This is a genomic window from Methylobacterium sp. NMS14P (assembly GCF_028583545.1).
Lineage (GTDB): Bacteria > Pseudomonadota > Alphaproteobacteria > Rhizobiales > Beijerinckiaceae > Methylobacterium.
Genome location: NZ_CP087108.1, coordinates 14819 through 31574, shown reverse-complemented (window position 1 = coordinate 31574; position 16756 = coordinate 14819). Strand labels below are relative to the sequence as shown.

Sequence of the window (16756 nt, the reverse complement as noted above, 5' to 3'; positions counted from 1 at the left end):
ATCCGCACCTCGCATCCGGTCTTATCGGGAATAGCCATGCTCGACGGGTGCCACGGAGCGGCGACGATCACCAGGGCGCGATCAACGCGACAGGCTCTTGATGGGGCCGTGATCGAAGCAGACGCCCTTCTCTTCGAGTCCGTCGGCACGAACAGCCCGCGCCATACGCGTGAGCTGCTCGAGACGTAGGGGCTGGCCGTCGGTCTGTACCTCGGCACCAAGCTCAACGAGCCTGATGCGCAGCGCCTCGATCATCATCTCCAACGACCGGCCTAGCTGACGGATCTGCTCTGCGCGGGGGCCGAGATCGACCTTCTCGGCGAACGCACCGGCCAATGCCTCTCTGAGAGCCTGGATGGCGTCGAAAGAGGTGGCATCATCCCGATGCGGCCCCGTGCTCATCGCCATCTCACGCAGCCCGAACGGTGGCCAGAAAGCGTCCGACCTCAGCTGAGAGATGTTCGGACTGGCGCGACAGTTCGGAAGCGGCGCCCAGCACCTGGCTCGCGGCAGCCCCCGTCTCCTCGGCGGCCCCCGCCACACCGGCGATGTTGCCCGTGACCTCCTCCGTACCCGCCGCCGCCTGGCTGACGTTGCGTACGATCTCCTGAGTCGCTGCGCCTTGCTCTTCCACGGCGGCGGCGATCGAGGTGGCGACGCCGCTGATCTCGCGGATCCGTGTCGTGATCGCTCCGATGGCGCTCACCGCTTGGCCCGTCACCCCCTGGATGCGTGCGATCTGCCCAGAAATCTCGCCCGTGGCCTTGGCGGTCTGCTCAGCGAGCGCCTTCACTTCTGAGGCGACTACCGCGAACCCCCGACCCGCGGCGCCCGCGCGCGCCGCCTCGATCGTGGCGTTCAGGGCCAGCAGGTTCGTCTGGCCGGCGATCGAGGAAATGAGCCCGACCACGTCACCGATGCGGGCGACTGCATCGCTCAGCTCTCGCACCAAAGCTCCAGTCTGATCGGCTTCTGTGACCGCGGTTCTGGCCAAGTCGGCAGAGCCGGCCACCTGGCGGCCGATCTCCTGCACCGACAGGCCAAGTTCCTCAGCGGCTGCAGCGACTGTGGTGACGTTCACGCCAGCCTCATGCGCGGCCGCAGCGACCGAGTTCGAACGAGCTGCCGTGTTCCCTGCTGTGCTCTCCATGACCCGCGCGGTGTTCTGCATGTCATTGGCGGCAGCCGACACGTGCCCGACGATGGCGTTCATCGTGCTCTCGAAAACGCGCGTTGTCGCATCGATCCGCTCGGCCTGCTGGATCTTCTGCCCTTGCTCGGCTTGCCGCTCTTCGGCCAAGGCTTGCGCTGCGAGGGCATTGTCCTTGAAGGCCTGGACCGCCTGTGTGATGTCGCGAACCTCATCACGCTGCTTCGTCGACGGAACTACGACGTTGAGATCTCCGTGAGCCAGCTTGAGCATGACAGCTGTCAGCGGCCGCAGCGGTCGGATGGCGCGGTAGGCCCAGAGGCCGAACCCTACGCCGACGGCAGCGGCCAATCCAAGCAGGCCGAGCATGAGGAGGGTGAAGGCATGCGAAACTGCCCGCACGTCGGCCCCGATGCTCTGGTTGCGAGCTTCCTGGAGGTCGATGAATTGGTTGATACGCCCGAGCCACTCAACGAAGGCGGGACGGGCCTCCTGCATCAGGAGCGAGCGGGCCTTGTCGAACTGACTGGCCTGCTGAAGCTCGATGACCTCCTTCATCAAAGGCAGCGTTCTAGCCTCGGTCTGCTTGATGGTGCCGAGGATCGTGCGCTCCTCAGCCGAAGTGTCGGGGTGCTCAGCAAACATGCGATCCATGCTGGCGGCGGAGCGAGCATATGCATCCGACAGCCGGGAGATATCGGTGAGGACAGTCTCACGTGAGTGTTGATCGGATACTAAGGTGAAATCGCGGAGACTGATTGCACGGTCATGAACGCTGCCGCGAAAATTGATGGCGTATCGCTGCTTGACGGAATTTAGATCGTTTATTGTCCCAAGGCTATTATCGATTGAGCGAACCTCGGCGACTCCGTAGATGGTTAGAGCTGCCATTGTCGAGAGTATGGCGGCATAGCCCGTGACGACTTTTGAACTTAAGCGCATATTGGCAAGCATGGCGCTTCCTGACCCATAGAACGATTAGCTTGAGATCGCTATGGGCAGTTTTGTATAAAGAATTTCTTCTGTGGCGGCAGAAAATGGCCGACTACCTAAGCTTGTCGGTTGGTTATCTGTGATCTCGCTTTCGTTGGTCCGCCTCCTCAGCCGCAACTGCCTCAACCGCAGCGATGACGTTCTCCAGCTCGGCCACCTGACGGAGCACACTCTGCGCCGGCAAGCCGTCATGCTCGGCCATCGCCAGGATGAGCGTGCGCTGATGCGCCTTGAGGCGTTCGAGGAGAGCGTCGAGCTTATCGGACATTGGCAGGCTGTAGCTGCCTGGGTTGAACCTCGACAAGTCGGGCGTGCGACTTCTGCCCGATGCCTGCCGTGACATCCTGCCGCCAAGCGGCATGACGATCGAGGCGACAGCCACCACGTCAGAACGTCTCGTAAGGCCCAGTCAGGGCGGAACGCCGTACCATGTGGCTCGGTTACTGCGGCTCCCGGGCTAAGCCCGTAGATGCCGAGGACGATGTCATGAGCCTGTTCGGATCAATCATCTCGAAGATTTTCGGCGGTGGTAGCGCGAGCGCGCAAGCCTCCGGATCGCATGCATCCGGGACGCCGACGGTATCGCCTGCCGCTACCGGAGCCGGCAGCGGCTCCAGCGGTGCGGCCGCCCCCTCGACGAGCGGTGCTCCTTCGCCCACGAGGGCGCAGACGGGCTCGGCAGCGAACGTCGACGTCGGTCAGATCCTGAGCGACATGGCTGCCAAGAAGGGTGAGAACCTGAACTACAAGCAGTCGATCGTCGACCTTCTGAAGCTGCTCGACCTCGACAGCAGCCTCACCGCTCGCAAGCAGCTCGCCGACGAACTGCACTATACCGGCGACAAGGACGACTCGGCGACGATGAACGTCTGGCTGCACAAGCAGGTGGTCCAGAAGCTCGCTGAGAACGGCGGCAAGGTGCCTGCCGACATGCAGCACGCGTAAGGCGATGGTCGTCGGGCGCCTTCCTCGATGGGGCGCCCGATCTCTCAACTCCGGCCTGCGCGCTGTTCGGCATGATCGCGCCAGGCTTGCTAGATCTGATGCGATGCGCCAGATTTAGCGCATGTCCTACGAGACGATGCATCAGTTCCGGGATCCCGCCGCGCATCCGCTCTTCGCGGAATTGAGCGTGGTCGCGGTTCTGCGCGCTGTCGAGACGGACGATGGGCTGCCGGTTCCCGCTGGCAGTCACGGGACGGTCGTGGCCGTTTATGGCGGCGGCAAGGCCTACGAAGTCGAGTTCGCCTGTCCAGTGGTCGGCAACTGCACCCTGTCTGCCGATGCCCTGCGTGCGGCCTGAGCCGCATCGGTGAGCGACGACTGGACGCCCGATCTCGCCATCGCGGACGAGAAGATCAAAGGCTACCTGCTCAACCCCGAGCACCGGGACAATCAGGGCAAGGCCGAGTTCTTCTTCAGCCGTGGCTTCAGCGCCGAGGCCATCCACATCCTGATCCATGCCCTGTTCGAGCATGGGAAGCCGAGCCACCTCGTGCGTGAGGTGCCGACAGGCTTCGGCACCAAGTACGTCTATGAGGGCCCGCTTCGAGCTGCCAACGGCACGCTGCCGCCCGTCCGCTCTGTGTGGCACAAGGCAGATGGCGACTTTCGACGGATCTTGGTCACTGCCTACAAGCTGTAGCCCTCTGTCAACGCCGAGTGCATCGTGGTTCTCCGTCACTTCGTGTGGTGGGTCAGACCGCGTTGAGGACGCGCTGACGCAGGAGTTCGAAGCCGGCGCGGCCATACATCTGTCGCTTGATCGTCTTCAGTCGGCTGATCTCGCCCTCCGCTGGCCCTGTCGACCACGGCAGGGCGATGGCATTCTCGATCCCAGCCACATCACGTTGCAGGCCGGCGGCAAACCGCTTCAGCACGCTCGAGCGAGCCGCGGCCAGCCAATCCGCGACTGGCTCCGAGGACTGATCGCGCAGCATGCGCGCGAAGCGAACTGCCAAGTCGGCCGCGTTGGCCAGTTTCGGTGCAGTGCGCCTCAAGCGCGCGATGAACACGCCGTCCGCGCCGGCTATCCCCCGGCGTCGCTCTGCAGAAGCCGGGCGATCCGCCTCGTTCCGGGCGGCTTCCACGGGGGAGCGACGCCCTGGCCGCCGGCATCGAGCGTGTCGCCGCCAAGCCGGCGCCGCGCCGTCGCCCAAGCGCGCACTACTCGTGGATTGATACGAGCCCCAAGGCGATCGAGTTCGCGGGCCAGGGCCGCCGCGTTGCGGCAGCCCCCGCTCCAGCGCTGGTCGAGATAGGCCCGGTAAGGGTCGATGAGGCACGGGCGCGCCGGCTTCGCCCAGTTCGGCGGCTCGTCCCGGCGTCCCGGTCCGCTCACCCCACCACACGAAGTGACGGAGAACCTGCATCGTCCTCAGATCCGCCGAAGCAAAAATCCCCACTCCCGTGGGTCAGGCCGCATTGGGGTCGGGCTCGTGACGCATTGGCGGACGACCGCGGCGCTTGGGGGCCGGCGGCGGCGTGATCGTCGCCTTCGAGCGCACGTGCTCGGGCACCAGGTCGGCGTGCTGGCGCAGCCGATAGCTCGCCCCCTCGATCTGTACGACGACCGCGTGATGCAGCAGGCGGTCGAGGAGCGCGGTGGCCACGACCGGATCGCCGAACACCTCGCCCCATTCCGCAAAGCCGCGGTTCGAGGTCAGGATCATCGCGCCCCGCTCGTAGCGCGCGTTGACAAGTTGGAAGAACAGGTTGCCCCCGCCCGGTACCACCGGCAGATAGCCGATCTCGTCTACGATCAGGAGGGCGAAGGCCGCGAGGAAGCGGATGCGCTCGCGCAACGTACCCTCTCGCTCCGCCTTGGCCAGGGAAGCGATGATGTCGGCCAGCGTCGCAAAGTAGACCCCGCGCCTTGCCTTGATCGCCTCCACGCCCAAGGCCACAGCGAGGTGGCTCTTGCCCGTGCCGGGTGGACCGAGCAGGTGGACGGCCTCGCGCCGGTCGATGAAGTCCAGGCCCGCCAGCGCCAGGACGCGGTTGCGGTCCAGCGAGGGTTGGAAGGCGAAGTCGAAGCTGGCCAACGTCTTCACCGTCGTGATCCGCGCCGTCATCAGCGCCATCTTCACCCGCCGCGTCTGGCGCAGCGTCAGTTCCTCGGTCAGGAGTGTTCATGTGGCACCCTGCTACCTGCGCAAATTGCGGGCAGTGCCGTCACGAAAGGTTGACAAAATCGGTAGCTCAGACAGGTTCTAGAAAACAACCTGTGTAGCAGTCAGGGAGCAGAGATGCCCGCTGATCCGCCTCAAGGTCGCGTAACCTTTCGCGGCCGCGGCCTAGCCTTCGCGCACGGCACAAAACTCGTACTCAAAGTCTGTCCGGAGTGTTCCCAATGGAACGCGCCCAGGGCTGCCGACCTTGGTCAGTGTGGCTGGTGCGCCTACAAGCCATCCTCCGATGATTTCGAACTGGTAGTACGCGATAGGCCTTCGACAATCGCTAGGTAGCTCTCAGCTGTGATGCCCATAAGCCCGATCTAGCGCTCGCGTTTGTCGATCGGCAGGCCCAGCAACCGCCTGCCCACGACAGCGGGCCGAGAACGCGGTACCCTGTCGGGAGCGCTACCTGGCGGAGGAGGGCCAAGATGCCGGCCCACTTCTACACCGTGTTCCGTCGCCGCTTCGAGCCCGCAATCCGCTGCGCCATCGTTCATGGCAGGCCGGTGCCGTCCTTCATCCAAGACGCTGACTGGGAGTTCGTCGGAACCGTGCGCCCCTCGGAGCCGCCGCCGGCCGGCTTCCGCCATGCGCGTGCGGAGGAGGCGACGCGGTTCATCGGCTACTTCGTGTTCCACTCGGAAGGTGCGGTACGACATTGAAACCCGATGCGGCTAAGTTCGTCCATACGGTCCGCCAGAAGTCGGAGGCCGATGGGACGCTGCTGCCCATCTGGTCTTGGAAGCTTCAGCACGGCACCGTCACCGTGGCTTTTGGCGAGCGTCGCGATGAGCAACAGGCGCGGTCGGCCGCCGAAGCCGCGGCACGAAACTACGGGACCGGGCTGCTTGCGGTTCGTTCTTGAGCCCCTGACCGAAAAGGCAAATTAGGCGTAGGGCCCTCCAAACAGATCGCCCAGCGCCTTCCGCCGAAACAGGGTTCGCCACCGTCGCCGCTGATGCTCGGGTCGGTCGTGGATCATATGGCATCGCTGGCAGAAGGCCGCGAGGTTAGCGTCCGCGTTGTTCGAGGTGTCGTGGTCCCGATGGGCAGCCGCTAGGACGACCCGGGTCCGGCGCACCCGTTTGAGGATATCGGCCTCTACCGCGACCCGGATCCGCCTGCCCCATCCATCGCGCCACCGGCCAGCTTCCGCGTCCCACCAGCACCCGTCGCCGAGATGGTAGACCAACCGCCCGTGCGGACGCCCACAGCCCTCACAGCAGCCTTTCGCCCGGCCGAACCGGATCACGGCCGAGAGCTGCGCCCAATCGATGGGATAGAAGAAGCGGTGCTCGGGCCGGATCGGCATGGTGGCGGCACCATGCCACCGGTCGGAGCGAAAGCGTAGCCGCAGAAGGCTGCTACGAACGGCATATGGACCTGTCCGACCTCGAGTTCTGGGCCTTTCTCACGGTGGCGATCCCAGGCCTGTTCCTGCCGGTCATCATCGTCTGGTGGAAAGGTCGCCCCATCGTTCCGATCGCCCTACTCAGCCTCGTGTTCTGGCCTGGCGCGCTAATCCTGGCTCTCCGGCTGCGGCGAAAACGAGATTTGTAATCACAGCTATGACAGGTGCCTGAACAATATCTGCCACAACGATGTTCAGACCCAGGCCGATCGAACCGATCCGTCTGGAGGAAAACGCCATGATGATAAAGACTTTCGCTCTCGCTGCAGCACTGTCGTTCACGATTGCAGGCGCGGCTCTCGCTCAGACCCCTGCTGGCGGCGGAAGCGCCGAGGGCAATATGAACAACCCGGGTAGCGTGAAAAGCCCGTCGCAGAAGCGGATGGGCGCGCAGCGGGACATGATAGGCATGCGACACATGTCCCGCCACCGGCGTCATCACATGCGCCGCTCCCGCATGTAGTTTCGGCGGGACCGATCCCGCAGCCACTGAGCTGCGGGGCTTCCTCAAAACGTGCCGGTTCGTGCAGTCCGCACTTTCAGTCACCGCCTTTCGCTGGACTCGACCGTATCCTGCCATGCCTCCGCTGACGTGCGACGTCGCCACCCATCCGACGCGCCGTCGGCGTAGTGAATGAAGGAGGGCTGAGGCCAAGACGGGCTACAGGGACTAACAGGGTGCCAGTCGTTGCCAGCAAGCTTGCCAGCAGCCTGCCATAAGCTTGGAGGTATCACACCACACGCACTGAAGCGTCTGAGACCTCGTAGGCCTGTCGAGCAACCCGGCTGCGCGAACGGCGTCGATTGAACTGGTCCCGTGGCTTCCAGCCGTGGTCCAGTCTGCTCCACGGACCCTTATCCGCAAACAAAAAGGGCCGGCCTCGAGGCCGGCCCAGCGTCCCACTTGGAACGATCTGCCTCACTCAGCGGCGGTCATCTCGGCGGTGTAGTGGCCGCACCAATCCTGGGCGGCGACCACCGGCCAGAGGCCCTTCGACTCGGGCGCGGGCTGGCTGACCGGCGGGTTGAAGCGACACAGGCCGGCATCGTTCTGCGCGACGGCGCCGTTGCCCTTGTGCTCGTCGAAGAAGCGGCAGGTCTCACACTTGGCGTTGGCCATGATCGGGCTCCTGAAATTGGGTGACGGCCGGCGGCCGCGCTCAGTTACTAATTAGAACAAATCTAATTTATCGGTCAAGACGAGGGCCGGGGCTGAGGCGGCACGCTGTACGGGGAAGGGAAGGTGACGGAGGCCGAGGCCGAGACACTCCGGCCTGATCGAGGCCCGGCGGGTACCGACCACGAACCCAAGCGGAACCGCAGGCGAAGAGCGGCCAGCGCGTCCCAATTTGGGGGCGGACCAAACGCGAACTAAAGGGGTCGGCTCGCGTCCGCGCACTGATGCCTCAATGGAGCGCCACCGCCGCTGGGCGGCCTCTGGCAGGCTTCCTCCGGCACTTGCGCCTGCTTCAATCGGCCGAGGCGGCTCTAGGACTCGTTCACAGTGGGTGCGGGTGAGCCACTACAACCCATCGAATAACTGGCCGAAGTCCGCGGCGGGTCGCTCGCGCTGCTTCAGGTTCGCGCCCCTATCCCGTATGATTTCTCGCGGTGATGCGCTGTAAAATTCACGTAGCGCGTTGCGTAGACTTCGCTCGTTGCCGAACCCACTCGCGTGAGCGATCTCGGCCCCTTTGACTGGTGATGAGCCCGGCCGCATAAGTATTTGTACCGCCAGTGCCGCGCGACGCCGTCTGATTGCTTCGGCTACGCCACCGGCTGGCTTGAACAGACGGTAGAGCGCCGTACGCGACAGTTCGAACTGTGTGCACAAGGTCTCGACCCCGAACTCAGGCTGTGCCGCTTGCCGGTCGATGAATCGGCGTAGTCGAGCCAGGGTCGCGGACGGCTTCGACGTGTGCTTGCGCTGGCTCCGATCTTTGACAGCGCGCACCGGCGCTATGCATGCGGCCGTGACGCTGACGACCGCCAGGGCGAGAGCCCGCACAACAGGGTCGGGCAGGTGAGCAGCTTGCGCATTGAGCGAGGTGAGAAGAGGCCCGATCACCTGCGCCTGCGGGGTCGTGGCTTCGAAGACGAGGCCATCGACGGCGATGTGTCCGCCCACGTGTTTGTCGAACACGGCCCGGGGCATGATGAGACCGATGACGCGCGTGCGGTCCAATCGCAGGCGCATACCGCCGCAGAGATCAAACATTACGCAGTCGCCCACGCCGAGCGACACGGCTGTGCCGCCGATCTCACCCCGGAGCGTACCTGACACGAGGACGTCCAGGATGACGTGATCATGCTTCCACTTGGCTCGGGTCATCCGTTGGCGCAGGGCGGTGCCGGTGGTTGTCGTGAGATCGCACAGAATGAATGGGCCGAGCGGGCGAACGCCGGCAATGCCGACGAAGTTTTCGAGGTCGCCGGGTTCGAACACAGTGTCCATCGAAACGGACATCGCAGCCTGCCACGCGCGGGCTCGAGCGCTGGGGTCGGGATGGGTCTGCCGATCGAACCGCAGAAGGACGGGCTCGGGGGCGGCGGATGATGCATACGGCCCCTCGTCGGATCCATCGACTGTCGGGGATCGTCCCATGGTGATCTCCTGCTCACGACACGACAGGCTTAAGCGATCGCCGCAACCGCGCGCCCGGAAAATACGTCCAGCCCTGCCGATTGTTGGGACGCAGTTTCCGGAACGCTTGGGTCTTAAGTTGTCCATGAAGCCTTCTGGCGCGTAGCGCAGATGGCATGCGCGAGCGTGGCTAAAGACTGTGCTCGCGAGTCCAAATGGGACCAGATCATGGACGCCGCGAAAAGCATCTGTAATCCAGCAGACGGCTATCGACCACGGAAAGCGCGGAGAATTTGGCTGACGCGGCGTTTTCAGTCGGAGCGTCTCATCACCCGCTGGATCGGTGCCGCGCATAGACGGCGAGATCGTCTTGCTATGGTCGCTTCGGCCACGCAGGTTTCGAGTTCGGAGAGACCGCTCAGCGAAATCGTCAGACTGACGTGGGCGCAGACCTTCGGTCGACCACCGCAGCGGGTGCTGTCCAGCGCAGATGAGCGGTCGGGGATAGGGGCCATTGTGATCAGTAGACCTGCCTCAAAGAGTTGGAGAGGCCCTCCCGTGAAGAGCTAACACCTTGAACGTCATCGGCTGACCGAGCCGGCGCCATCCGATGACATCGCCGGGCCAGCCGATGGGGACACTAAGGCTCTACTGAAGCTCGGCCGTTTGTGTCTTGCGTCGATCCGGTATGGATAGGGGGCCTCTCATACGGAGGCGAACCTATGTCGGACGAGAACGAGACACCTGAACCCACCTCGAGACGTCCAGGTTGGACACCCGCGGCACGGAAGTCCCACAAGGGGATGTCGAAGCGGCTGAAGCACAGCCTCGATGGCCACACCGAGACCGAGAGCGAGCGCCGTCAGAACCGCCTGAAGACCGGCACACCGAGCCGATCGAGCCCGAGCACGATGCCTGGGCAGCCGCGCTGCTTGCCCGAGAAGGGCTCACATCCAAGGAGGCCTGGACATGCGGCTGAGAGAGATCGAGGCCCGTATTGCCAAGCTGGAGGCGATCCACCGGGCCAACCCGTTCGCCGGTATGTCGGAAGAGGAGTTGGAGCGTGAGATTGCGCTCCGCATGGACCGAGTCGCAGCCAAATACGGCAAGGACTACGCTTCCACAGCCGAGGCCTTGCGAGCGAACCCGGAACCGGTATTTCGAAGGGCTGCCGACGGCTTCAGTAGTTTATTGAGCGCCAGCGCCAGCAGAGGAATACCGCGAGTGGAGCGCCGGCGTAGTGGCGAAACGAGCCTGAGACGGGACGACCATCAGCAACGGCGTGCTCTTCCTCTCAGGCCTCGAGCTGCTGCCCGACGAGCGGGTCGCATGGTTCGTGACCAAGCGCTGAACAGCGGGGACGCCTGTTAACGGTTCAGTATCGCTGAGGGTGTATGAGCCATCGCAGTTCGAGGTGGCGTCATGCGTGTTCTGCTGGTCGAAGACGATACTACGGTTGCGCAGAGCATCGAACTGATGCTCAAGTCCGAGAGCTTCGTCACCTACACCACCGACCTCGGGGAAGAGGGTGTCGATCTCGGTAAGCTCTACGATTACGACATCATCCTCCTCGATCTGAACCTGCCCGACATGTCGGGCTACGAGGTGCTCCGCTCGCTGCGCGTGGCTAAGATACAGACACCCATCCTCGTGCTGTCCGGCATGGCCGGCATCGAGGACAAGGTGAAGGGCCTCGGCTTCGGTGCCGACGACTACCTCACCAAGCCGTTCCACAAGGACGAGCTGGTGGCGCGCATCCACGCCATCGTGCGCCGCTCGAAGGGCCACGCCCAGTCGGTCATCACCACCGGCGACCTGATCGTGAACCTCGATCAGAAGACCGTCGAGGTCGGCGGCGCCCGAGTGCACCTGACCGGCAAGGAGTACCAGATGCTGGAACTCCTCTCGCTCCGGAAGGGCACGACGCTCACCAAGGAGATGTTCCTCAACCATCTCTACGGCGGCATGGACGAGCCGGAGCTGAAGATCATCGACGTCTTCATCTGCAAGCTGCGCAAGAAGCTCACCAACGCCAGCCAGGGCAAGAACTATATCGAGACTATCTGGGGTCGCGGTTATGTGCTGCGCGAAGGCGCCCCCGAGATGCGGGCTATAGCGAGCTGACGGCACATGCCCTGACGCAGCACCATGACGGCGACCGGGTGACGATCGATAGGTCTGGTGAGCGCTACGGCATGCCGCGCGATTGCCCATCGACGGCAACGATCCGTTAACTATAGCGTAGCATCCAACACCCAGCGATCGGCTGGGGGGCTGAGCGCCGGAAGAGAGGCACCGAAATCCAGGGTGCGGCCTCGTCGGCGCAGTCGCAACAAGCCCGCACCTGTAACATCAGGGCGGGCTTTGCTCATTCAGGGCTCTTCATTTGCTGCACTGCCGTACCAAGCTACCTAGCGTCCTCCCAAGGGACACCCACCGGCTTGGTCCAAGGTGACCCCCCTCCCCCGCAGGCTGGGCCGGTGGGGCTGACGCATCGGCAGCGGGACGGTGCGGAACCTAACGGGACGCAATTGCTTATTGCATTGCAGCAAAGCGATTGCGCCAGCGCCGCTGCGCTGCAGCCCTTCCGAGGGCGTTTCCTCCCTTGACTTCGGGCCGCTCCCTCGGGGGCGGCCTCTTTTATTTCGCGCGCTCTCCGTAGTCGCCGCGCCCACGCCGTGCCGACCCTGCGCTACATCGCGTCCGTCGCTCCGGCCTACAGGCCGAACGGCATAGGGCCGAACCACGTCATCACGGGATCCGGCCCGCTCCTCCAACCTGGCTGCGAAGGCGGGAGAGTCATTTCGACGAGCCAGAGCTGGCAGCGCCTCAGCTTAGCCGTAAGTGTGTCTGGCGAGATACAGCTTGGCTGTGCACAGATAGCTATGGTGGCCCTCAACCGCGTAGTTCGCTGGGGAAAGTACACCCGTGAAGAAGCTTCTGGCCTCGCTGGCCGCGTTCTCTGCCCTGACCGTCGCCGCTTCGGCTGCCGACCTGCCGCGCCGCGCCGCGCCGCCGCCGGTGTTCACCCCCGTCCCGGTCTTCACCTGGACCGGCGCCTACTTCGGTATCAACGCCGGCTATGCCTTCGATGCCAGCAGCCGTGACAACAACTCGACTTTTGGCATCCCGGCCCCCTACGCCGTGGCCGGCACCGCTGCCACGTTCCGCAACCGCAGCCAGGACGGCTTCTCGGGCGGCGCGCAGATCGGCTACAACTACCAGTTCACCCCGGGTTCGGGCGTGGTCGTCGGCTTCGAGGCCGACGCCCAGTACCTCGACTTCGGCCGTAACCGGAACAACGCCTTCATCACCGGCGGCGGCGTCCGTCCGGGCTTCTACGTGACTGACCCGCGCGGTCTGTCGAGCCTCGACTACTTCGGTACGGTGCGCGGCCGCCTCGGCTACGCCTTCGACCGGACCCTCGTGTACGCCACCGGCGGCTTTGCCTACGGCTCGGGCAGCGCTGACCGCTCCTTCGGCGGCTACGCTGGTAACGACAGCTTCCGCACCGGCTACGCCGTTGGCGGCGGCGTCGAATTCGCTCTGCCGACCGAGTCGTTCCTGAACTTCTTCCGCTCCTCGGCCGTGACGCTGAAGATCGAAGGTCTGTACGTGAACCTGGAGCGCGGCAACCGCAACCAGGGCGCTCTGGTGGTCAACGCCGCCAACCTCGTCCCGGTCTACTACAGCGCCATCGGTCGTCGCGACGACGAGTTCGCCGTCGTCCGCGCCGGCCTGAACTACAAGTTCGGCTCGTACTAAGAGCGGATCAAGCGGCTTTCGGCCGATATGGCGGGAGATTCAGCGGGCGGGCGAGAGGTGTTGGTCCTCCTTATCGCCCTCCGCCGTGGAAGGTGCTAACCCCTGGGTTAGACTTCGCATCCCCAGCCCGATCAATCTGGCCGCGAGGTCGGCAGCGCCTCAGGAGCCCACCCGCTCCTGGGGCGTTTGCCATTCTGGCTGCACCTCAGCCTTGGAATGCGCCCATGCCCCCGGCCCGACCCGCGAAGCATAAGCCGACGCTCATGCTACGCTCTCTCAAGCTTCTTCCGATCGCGATTGCCCTTGCCTGCCTTCCGGCCGCAGGACGCGCACAACGCGTCGCTGAGCCGAAACAGAAACCTCCTGCAGCGGCGGTATCCTCAGGAGAGGAGGCCGCTTCGGCCGTCGACCCGGCAGTGCTCGATCGCTGTCGGCAACGGGCGGATAGTCAGAAGCTGAAGGATGGGCCGGAGCGAAAGGCCTTCATGGGGACCTGCGTCACGCCAGAGGACTAACAAGCTCCGTGTCAGGCAACGGTCCCCTATAAGAACCCGCTCCCCGAATGTCCCTTGAAAGCGTTCGCCCGCCGGATGTAGCCGACTACTGTCCGCGGATCCCGGTGGCCAGACTGGTCCATGATCCGCGCGAGATCCGCGCCGCGCTCGGCCGCCGTCGTGATGTAGCCAGCCCGTAAGCTGTGCGCCCCGAAGGTCGACGCATCGAGGCCGGCGGCAGTGCAGTACCGCTTGATGATGTCGGCCACGGCCTGCGTCGTCAGCCGTGGTGGCTTTGCATCAGATTGATGCGAAGGGTCCGAGAGGTGGGGGACGCGCGACCCACGTTCTGCGGGGTGCTGATCTTGCACTCCATCCTCAAACGGTTGGGCACTCAACACCCCCTCGTTGCCCCCCTGCGCAGATTTGCGCACCCTCCCTGATCGGGACACCGGTCGGAACACCGGACCCGACGTGATGCCGGCTGCATCCAGCCATTCGCGCACCAGGGCGACCGGGCGGATGAAGCGCCCGTGCGGGATGGCCTTTTCAAACCCCCTGCCCTCCTGGTCCACCTTGGACCGGCGCACCATGACGCGCAGGCCCTCAGGATCGTCGCGCAGGTCCTCGACATCGAGGGCCACCAACTCGGACCGGCGGAAGGCCCCCGCGAAGCCGAGAGCGAGCAACGCCCGATCGCGCTTGCCAGTCAGAGTGTCCGGCGTCCGCATCAGAAGCGCGGCTAGGATCTCCGCAGTCGCGGCGGCCTTCTGAGTCGGGGCGACGCCAACCTTGCGCCTGGCGCCCTTCATGGCGGCCCGCACACCTTCATCATCTGTCGGGTCGGCGGCCCTAGCCAGCTTGTGTGCGTACCGGATCGCGGCGAGCCGCCGGCCGAGTGTCGAGGCGGCGCGCCCAGCCTCCGCTTCCGAGACGATGAACGCGGCCACGGCCTCGGGTGTCGATGGCAGGGACCGGAAGCCGAACTGGGCACACCAATCCTGAAACACCCGCGCATCGGACGTATAGGCCCGCACGGTCGCATCGGCCTTGCTGGCACGCTGATAGGCTCGAACTATCGCAGCAGCCTCAGCTGGCAGGGTCTCCCCAAAGTTGCGGGCAGCCCCGTCCGGGAGTTTCGCGACTTCCCCGTAAAACTCAGCCGAGGAATTTTCCCTCGATCCGGGGGGAACCTGGCTGATCAGCGCATTATCAGACTCAGATCTCGGCATCGCAGCCCCGGCCGGCACCAAGCGCGTCCGCAATCATGTCGCCGAGCACCCTATCCGCCCAGTCGTTCTGGAGCCGCATGTAGTGGCTTGGCCGACGGATCATGCCGCAAGCGAACCGGCCCGCCTCCCATTCGAGGGCGAGGCATGGCCCCTCCTCCGGATGGTCGGGGATGAACCCGCGGGCGACAGCGCACGGCTCCATGGCGCAGCAGAGCCCGCACCCGTTGTACGGACTGCCGTGAGCGGGCTTGATCGGCAGCCGAGCGCCGGCCGTGCCGTCTATGAGGGCGATCGGGGTGGCCTCTGCCGCTTTGAGCTCAGACATCGGCCGCCCCTGCTACCGGCAGAGTTGTTCCGACACTTAACAAAACAGCGGTCGGCCGCCCCTCATCCGTCAGCCCGGCAGACCCGCCGCCCCTCACGGCGCGGCGCGTGACGAGCCCTCGCCGCTCAAGGCTTGTTAGGACCCGAGAAGGATTGAAGTCGCCTTCCGTGAACCAAAAAGGAGTTGTGCGCCGGGCGCGTGCCCCTGGCCGCGTGCAGGTGAGTGTTCGAGTGAGATGTAGATACCGCATCGCCAATTCTTCGCCGGCATCCGCGCGTACCTTCAACGCGGCAGCCTGCGTGGCGCTCGCCTCATTCTGAGTGCGATAGCGCCCTTGCATCTCGGGCGAGAGCGCGTAGGCGCGATCCACGATGGCCCAGACGTAGAACAAGTCTTCATCGCGGCCATGTTCGGCCTCAAGCGATGCCAGTGCTTGCAGTATGAGGCGCTGGCTTTTGCCTAAGCCGTGCGACATGCCCCCTCACCTCTAAGTGTCGGAACAACTTGGCAACGGCCAATCAAGGCTCGTCCCGCCCCATCTGCACGGCCAGCTCGGCTCGCCAGCCGAACGACAGGGCATGGCCCCGCATCCTAGCCCGTGCCTCGACAGCATTGAGCACGCGCTGCCAGTGCTCGGGTGAGAGCTGCCAAGGCGCACACGTCAGGCCGAGATTGCGGACGGCGCTCGATGCGGCATCGCGGAGCGGCGCGAACGCGTCGGCGGGCGAAGTTAGCTGAGGCTTCATTTCATCGCGCCCCTTCCAACCCGCCTAGCCACAACTTTCGAGAATACCATTTATCGCAAGTTACATCAAATCCAGCAGCAACGCAACGCTAAAGCATGATAGCGCTGTAATGCTACAATGCTCGGATGCGGAAGAATGGCCCTGCTGGATCGGCGGTCGGGGGTCCGGTGCCGGAAGGCCTTGGTGTATGGCCGTCGCCCCCTTCTGAGCCCAGGCGATCGCATGGACTACCGAGAGCAGGTCGCGCACCGCGAGGCGGCCCACGTGGTCATCTCTCACATCTTCCGAGGCGGCCCGATTGGGCATGGGATCGACATCGATGCCCCGACCTCGGTGGCCGGCGCCTTCGGCAATGCCGGCGTCGCAACGCTGATCCACGACCCAGACCTGCCCGAAGAGGAGCAGAAGAAAGATCTTGGTCGAAACGTCGCGATCATCCTCGCGGGTGCTGCCGCCGATGCGCGAACCAAGGGGTGCCTCATCGGCGAGGCGCTCCAGTCACAGCCAAGCGATGTGCAGATCGCGCGGGATACGATCGCGCGATCCCCTTTGATCCCGACGGCCGGCAGAGATCCAGCTGAAGTGCAGGAAGAGCGCGAAATCGTGTTCCGGGTTGGGCTCCAGCTAGCGGAGCAGCGTCTCGCGCGGCCTGATATCTGGGCTCAGGTAGAGACAATCGCGACGGCCTGCCTCGCCAACGGCGGTAAGCTCTCGAAGCAGCAGATCGAGCAGCTTCTCTAGCCGCAGCCTAGCTGCAGCGTCCTGGCGTCGTAATGCTACAGCATGAGAGCATGATAGCGGGATGATGCCGTAGCGCTACCACGCTATGGCGCTACGCGTCGCCCTTGGTCTTGAGGGAGGCTGCTGACGGATGCCCATA

General features: G+C 64.5%; 18 protein-coding genes and 2 pseudogenes. 9 read left to right on the top strand and 11 right to left on the bottom strand.

Going from position 1 to position 16756, the window contains the following annotated elements; all coding sequences use genetic code 11:
* Window positions 1–81: 81 nt before the first annotated feature.
* The 3 genes from LOK46_RS32620 to LOK46_RS32610 all read right to left on the bottom strand — a co-directional run bounded on the left by LOK46_RS32620 (window position 82) and on the right by LOK46_RS32610 (window position 2528).
* Window positions 82–408, bottom strand: coding sequence for a hypothetical protein (locus LOK46_RS32620; protein ID WP_273565299.1), 327 nt, complete (start codon window positions 406–408; stop codon window positions 82–84).
* Between the two features lies 1 nt (window position 409).
* Window positions 410–2104 (bottom strand): methyl-accepting chemotaxis protein, encoded by a 1695-nt coding sequence (locus LOK46_RS32615; RefSeq protein ID WP_273565298.1) that lies wholly within the window; start codon window positions 2102–2104, stop codon window positions 410–412.
* A 112-nt stretch (window positions 2105–2216) separates the two neighbouring features.
* Window positions 2217–2528: a hypothetical protein gene (locus LOK46_RS32610; protein ID WP_273565297.1), complete on the bottom strand. Its 312-nt coding sequence runs from the start codon at window positions 2526–2528 to the stop codon at window positions 2217–2219.
* 101 nt (window positions 2529–2629) lie between these two features.
* On the opposite strand from LOK46_RS32610, the gene LOK46_RS32605 reads away from it, so the two are divergent.
* From LOK46_RS32605 to LOK46_RS32595, 3 genes are all read left to right on the top strand, one after another.
* On the top strand, window positions 2630–3088 hold the full coding sequence (locus tag LOK46_RS32605) for a DUF3597 domain-containing protein (RefSeq protein WP_273565296.1): 459 nt from the start codon (window positions 2630–2632) through the stop codon (window positions 3086–3088).
* Between the two features lie 121 nt (window positions 3089–3209).
* Window positions 3210–3446 (top strand): DUF4926 domain-containing protein, encoded by a 237-nt coding sequence (locus LOK46_RS32600; RefSeq protein ID WP_273565295.1) that lies wholly within the window; start codon window positions 3210–3212, stop codon window positions 3444–3446.
* Window positions 3447–3455: 9 nt separating this feature from the next.
* Window positions 3456–3788 (top strand): DUF6883 domain-containing protein, encoded by a 333-nt coding sequence (locus tag LOK46_RS32595; protein WP_273565294.1) that lies wholly within the window; start codon window positions 3456–3458, stop codon window positions 3786–3788.
* Window positions 3789–3840: 52 nt separating this feature from the next.
* Here the strand turns inward: LOK46_RS32595 and LOK46_RS32590 are convergent, their stop codons facing one another.
* Both LOK46_RS32590 and istB read right to left on the bottom strand, forming a co-directional pair.
* Window positions 3841–4158, bottom strand: coding sequence for a transposase (locus tag LOK46_RS32590; RefSeq protein WP_273565293.1), 318 nt, complete (start codon window positions 4156–4158; stop codon window positions 3841–3843).
* A gap of 399 nt (window positions 4159–4557) precedes the next feature.
* A pseudogene (gene istB / locus LOK46_RS32585) lies at window positions 4558–5271 on the bottom strand (IS21-like element helper ATPase IstB); the annotation flags it as partial.
* A gap of 476 nt (window positions 5272–5747) precedes the next feature.
* On the opposite strand from istB, the gene LOK46_RS32575 reads away from it, so the two are divergent.
* A complete protein-coding gene (locus LOK46_RS32575) occupies window positions 5748–5981 on the top strand; it encodes a hypothetical protein (protein WP_273565291.1) in 234 nt (77 codons plus the stop codon).
* A gap of 224 nt (window positions 5982–6205) precedes the next feature.
* Here LOK46_RS32575 and LOK46_RS32570 read toward each other — a convergent pair whose 3' ends face one another.
* On the bottom strand, window positions 6206–6631 hold the full coding sequence (locus LOK46_RS32570; RefSeq protein ID WP_273565290.1) for a hypothetical protein: 426 nt from the start codon (window positions 6629–6631) through the stop codon (window positions 6206–6208).
* 65 nt (window positions 6632–6696) lie between these two features.
* Between LOK46_RS32570 and LOK46_RS32565 the strand changes: the two genes are divergently transcribed.
* Window positions 6697–6879 (top strand): hypothetical protein, encoded by a 183-nt coding sequence (locus tag LOK46_RS32565; RefSeq protein WP_273565289.1) that lies wholly within the window; start codon window positions 6697–6699, stop codon window positions 6877–6879.
* 770 nt (window positions 6880–7649) lie between these two features.
* Here the strand turns inward: LOK46_RS32565 and LOK46_RS32560 are convergent.
* A complete protein-coding gene (locus LOK46_RS32560; protein WP_273565288.1) occupies window positions 7650–7850 on the bottom strand; it encodes a hypothetical protein in 201 nt (66 codons plus the stop codon).
* Between the two features lie 256 nt (window positions 7851–8106).
* Here LOK46_RS32560 and LOK46_RS33010 point away from each other — a divergent pair.
* Window positions 8107–8193, top strand: a pseudogene (locus tag LOK46_RS33010) (helix-turn-helix domain-containing protein); the annotation flags it as partial.
* A 59-nt stretch (window positions 8194–8252) separates the two neighbouring features.
* On the opposite strand, the gene LOK46_RS32550 reads toward LOK46_RS33010, so the two are convergent.
* Window positions 8253–9335, bottom strand: coding sequence for an AraC family transcriptional regulator (locus tag LOK46_RS32550; protein WP_273565287.1), 1083 nt, complete (start codon window positions 9333–9335; stop codon window positions 8253–8255).
* Window positions 9336–10736: 1401 nt separating this feature from the next.
* Here LOK46_RS32550 and ctrA point away from each other — a divergent pair.
* Together ctrA and LOK46_RS32540 are read left to right on the top strand one after the other, a co-directional pair.
* Window positions 10737–11438, top strand: a complete 702-nt coding sequence (gene ctrA / locus LOK46_RS32545) for a response regulator transcription factor CtrA (protein WP_273565286.1) — start codon at window positions 10737–10739, stop codon at window positions 11436–11438.
* An 804-nt stretch (window positions 11439–12242) separates the two neighbouring features.
* The gene (locus LOK46_RS32540) at window positions 12243–13079 is read left to right on the top strand and encodes an outer membrane protein (RefSeq protein ID WP_273565285.1); all 837 of its coding nucleotides are present in this window, start codon (window positions 12243–12245) and stop codon (window positions 13077–13079) included.
* Between the two features lie 541 nt (window positions 13080–13620).
* On the opposite strand, the gene LOK46_RS32535 is transcribed toward LOK46_RS32540, so the two are convergent.
* The 3 genes from LOK46_RS32535 to LOK46_RS32525 all read right to left on the bottom strand — a co-directional run bounded on the left by LOK46_RS32535 (window position 13621) and on the right by LOK46_RS32525 (window position 15605).
* Window positions 13621–14610, bottom strand: a complete 990-nt coding sequence (locus LOK46_RS32535) for a site-specific integrase (protein WP_273565284.1) — start codon at window positions 14608–14610, stop codon at window positions 13621–13623.
* Between the two features lie 181 nt (window positions 14611–14791).
* Window positions 14792–15130, bottom strand: coding sequence for a hypothetical protein (locus tag LOK46_RS32530; protein ID WP_273565283.1), 339 nt, complete (start codon window positions 15128–15130; stop codon window positions 14792–14794).
* A complete protein-coding gene (locus LOK46_RS32525; protein WP_273565282.1) occupies window positions 15123–15605 on the bottom strand; it encodes a hypothetical protein in 483 nt (160 codons plus the stop codon). Before LOK46_RS32525 ends, LOK46_RS32530 begins: the two co-directional genes overlap by 8 nt.
* Window positions 15606–16098: 493 nt before the next feature.
* Here LOK46_RS32525 and LOK46_RS32520 point away from each other — a divergent pair, with 493 nt between their 5' ends.
* Complete coding sequence (locus LOK46_RS32520; RefSeq protein ID WP_273565281.1) at window positions 16099–16617, top strand: hypothetical protein; 519 nt, start codon at window positions 16099–16101, stop codon at window positions 16615–16617.
* Window positions 16618–16756: the final 139 nt, after the last annotated feature.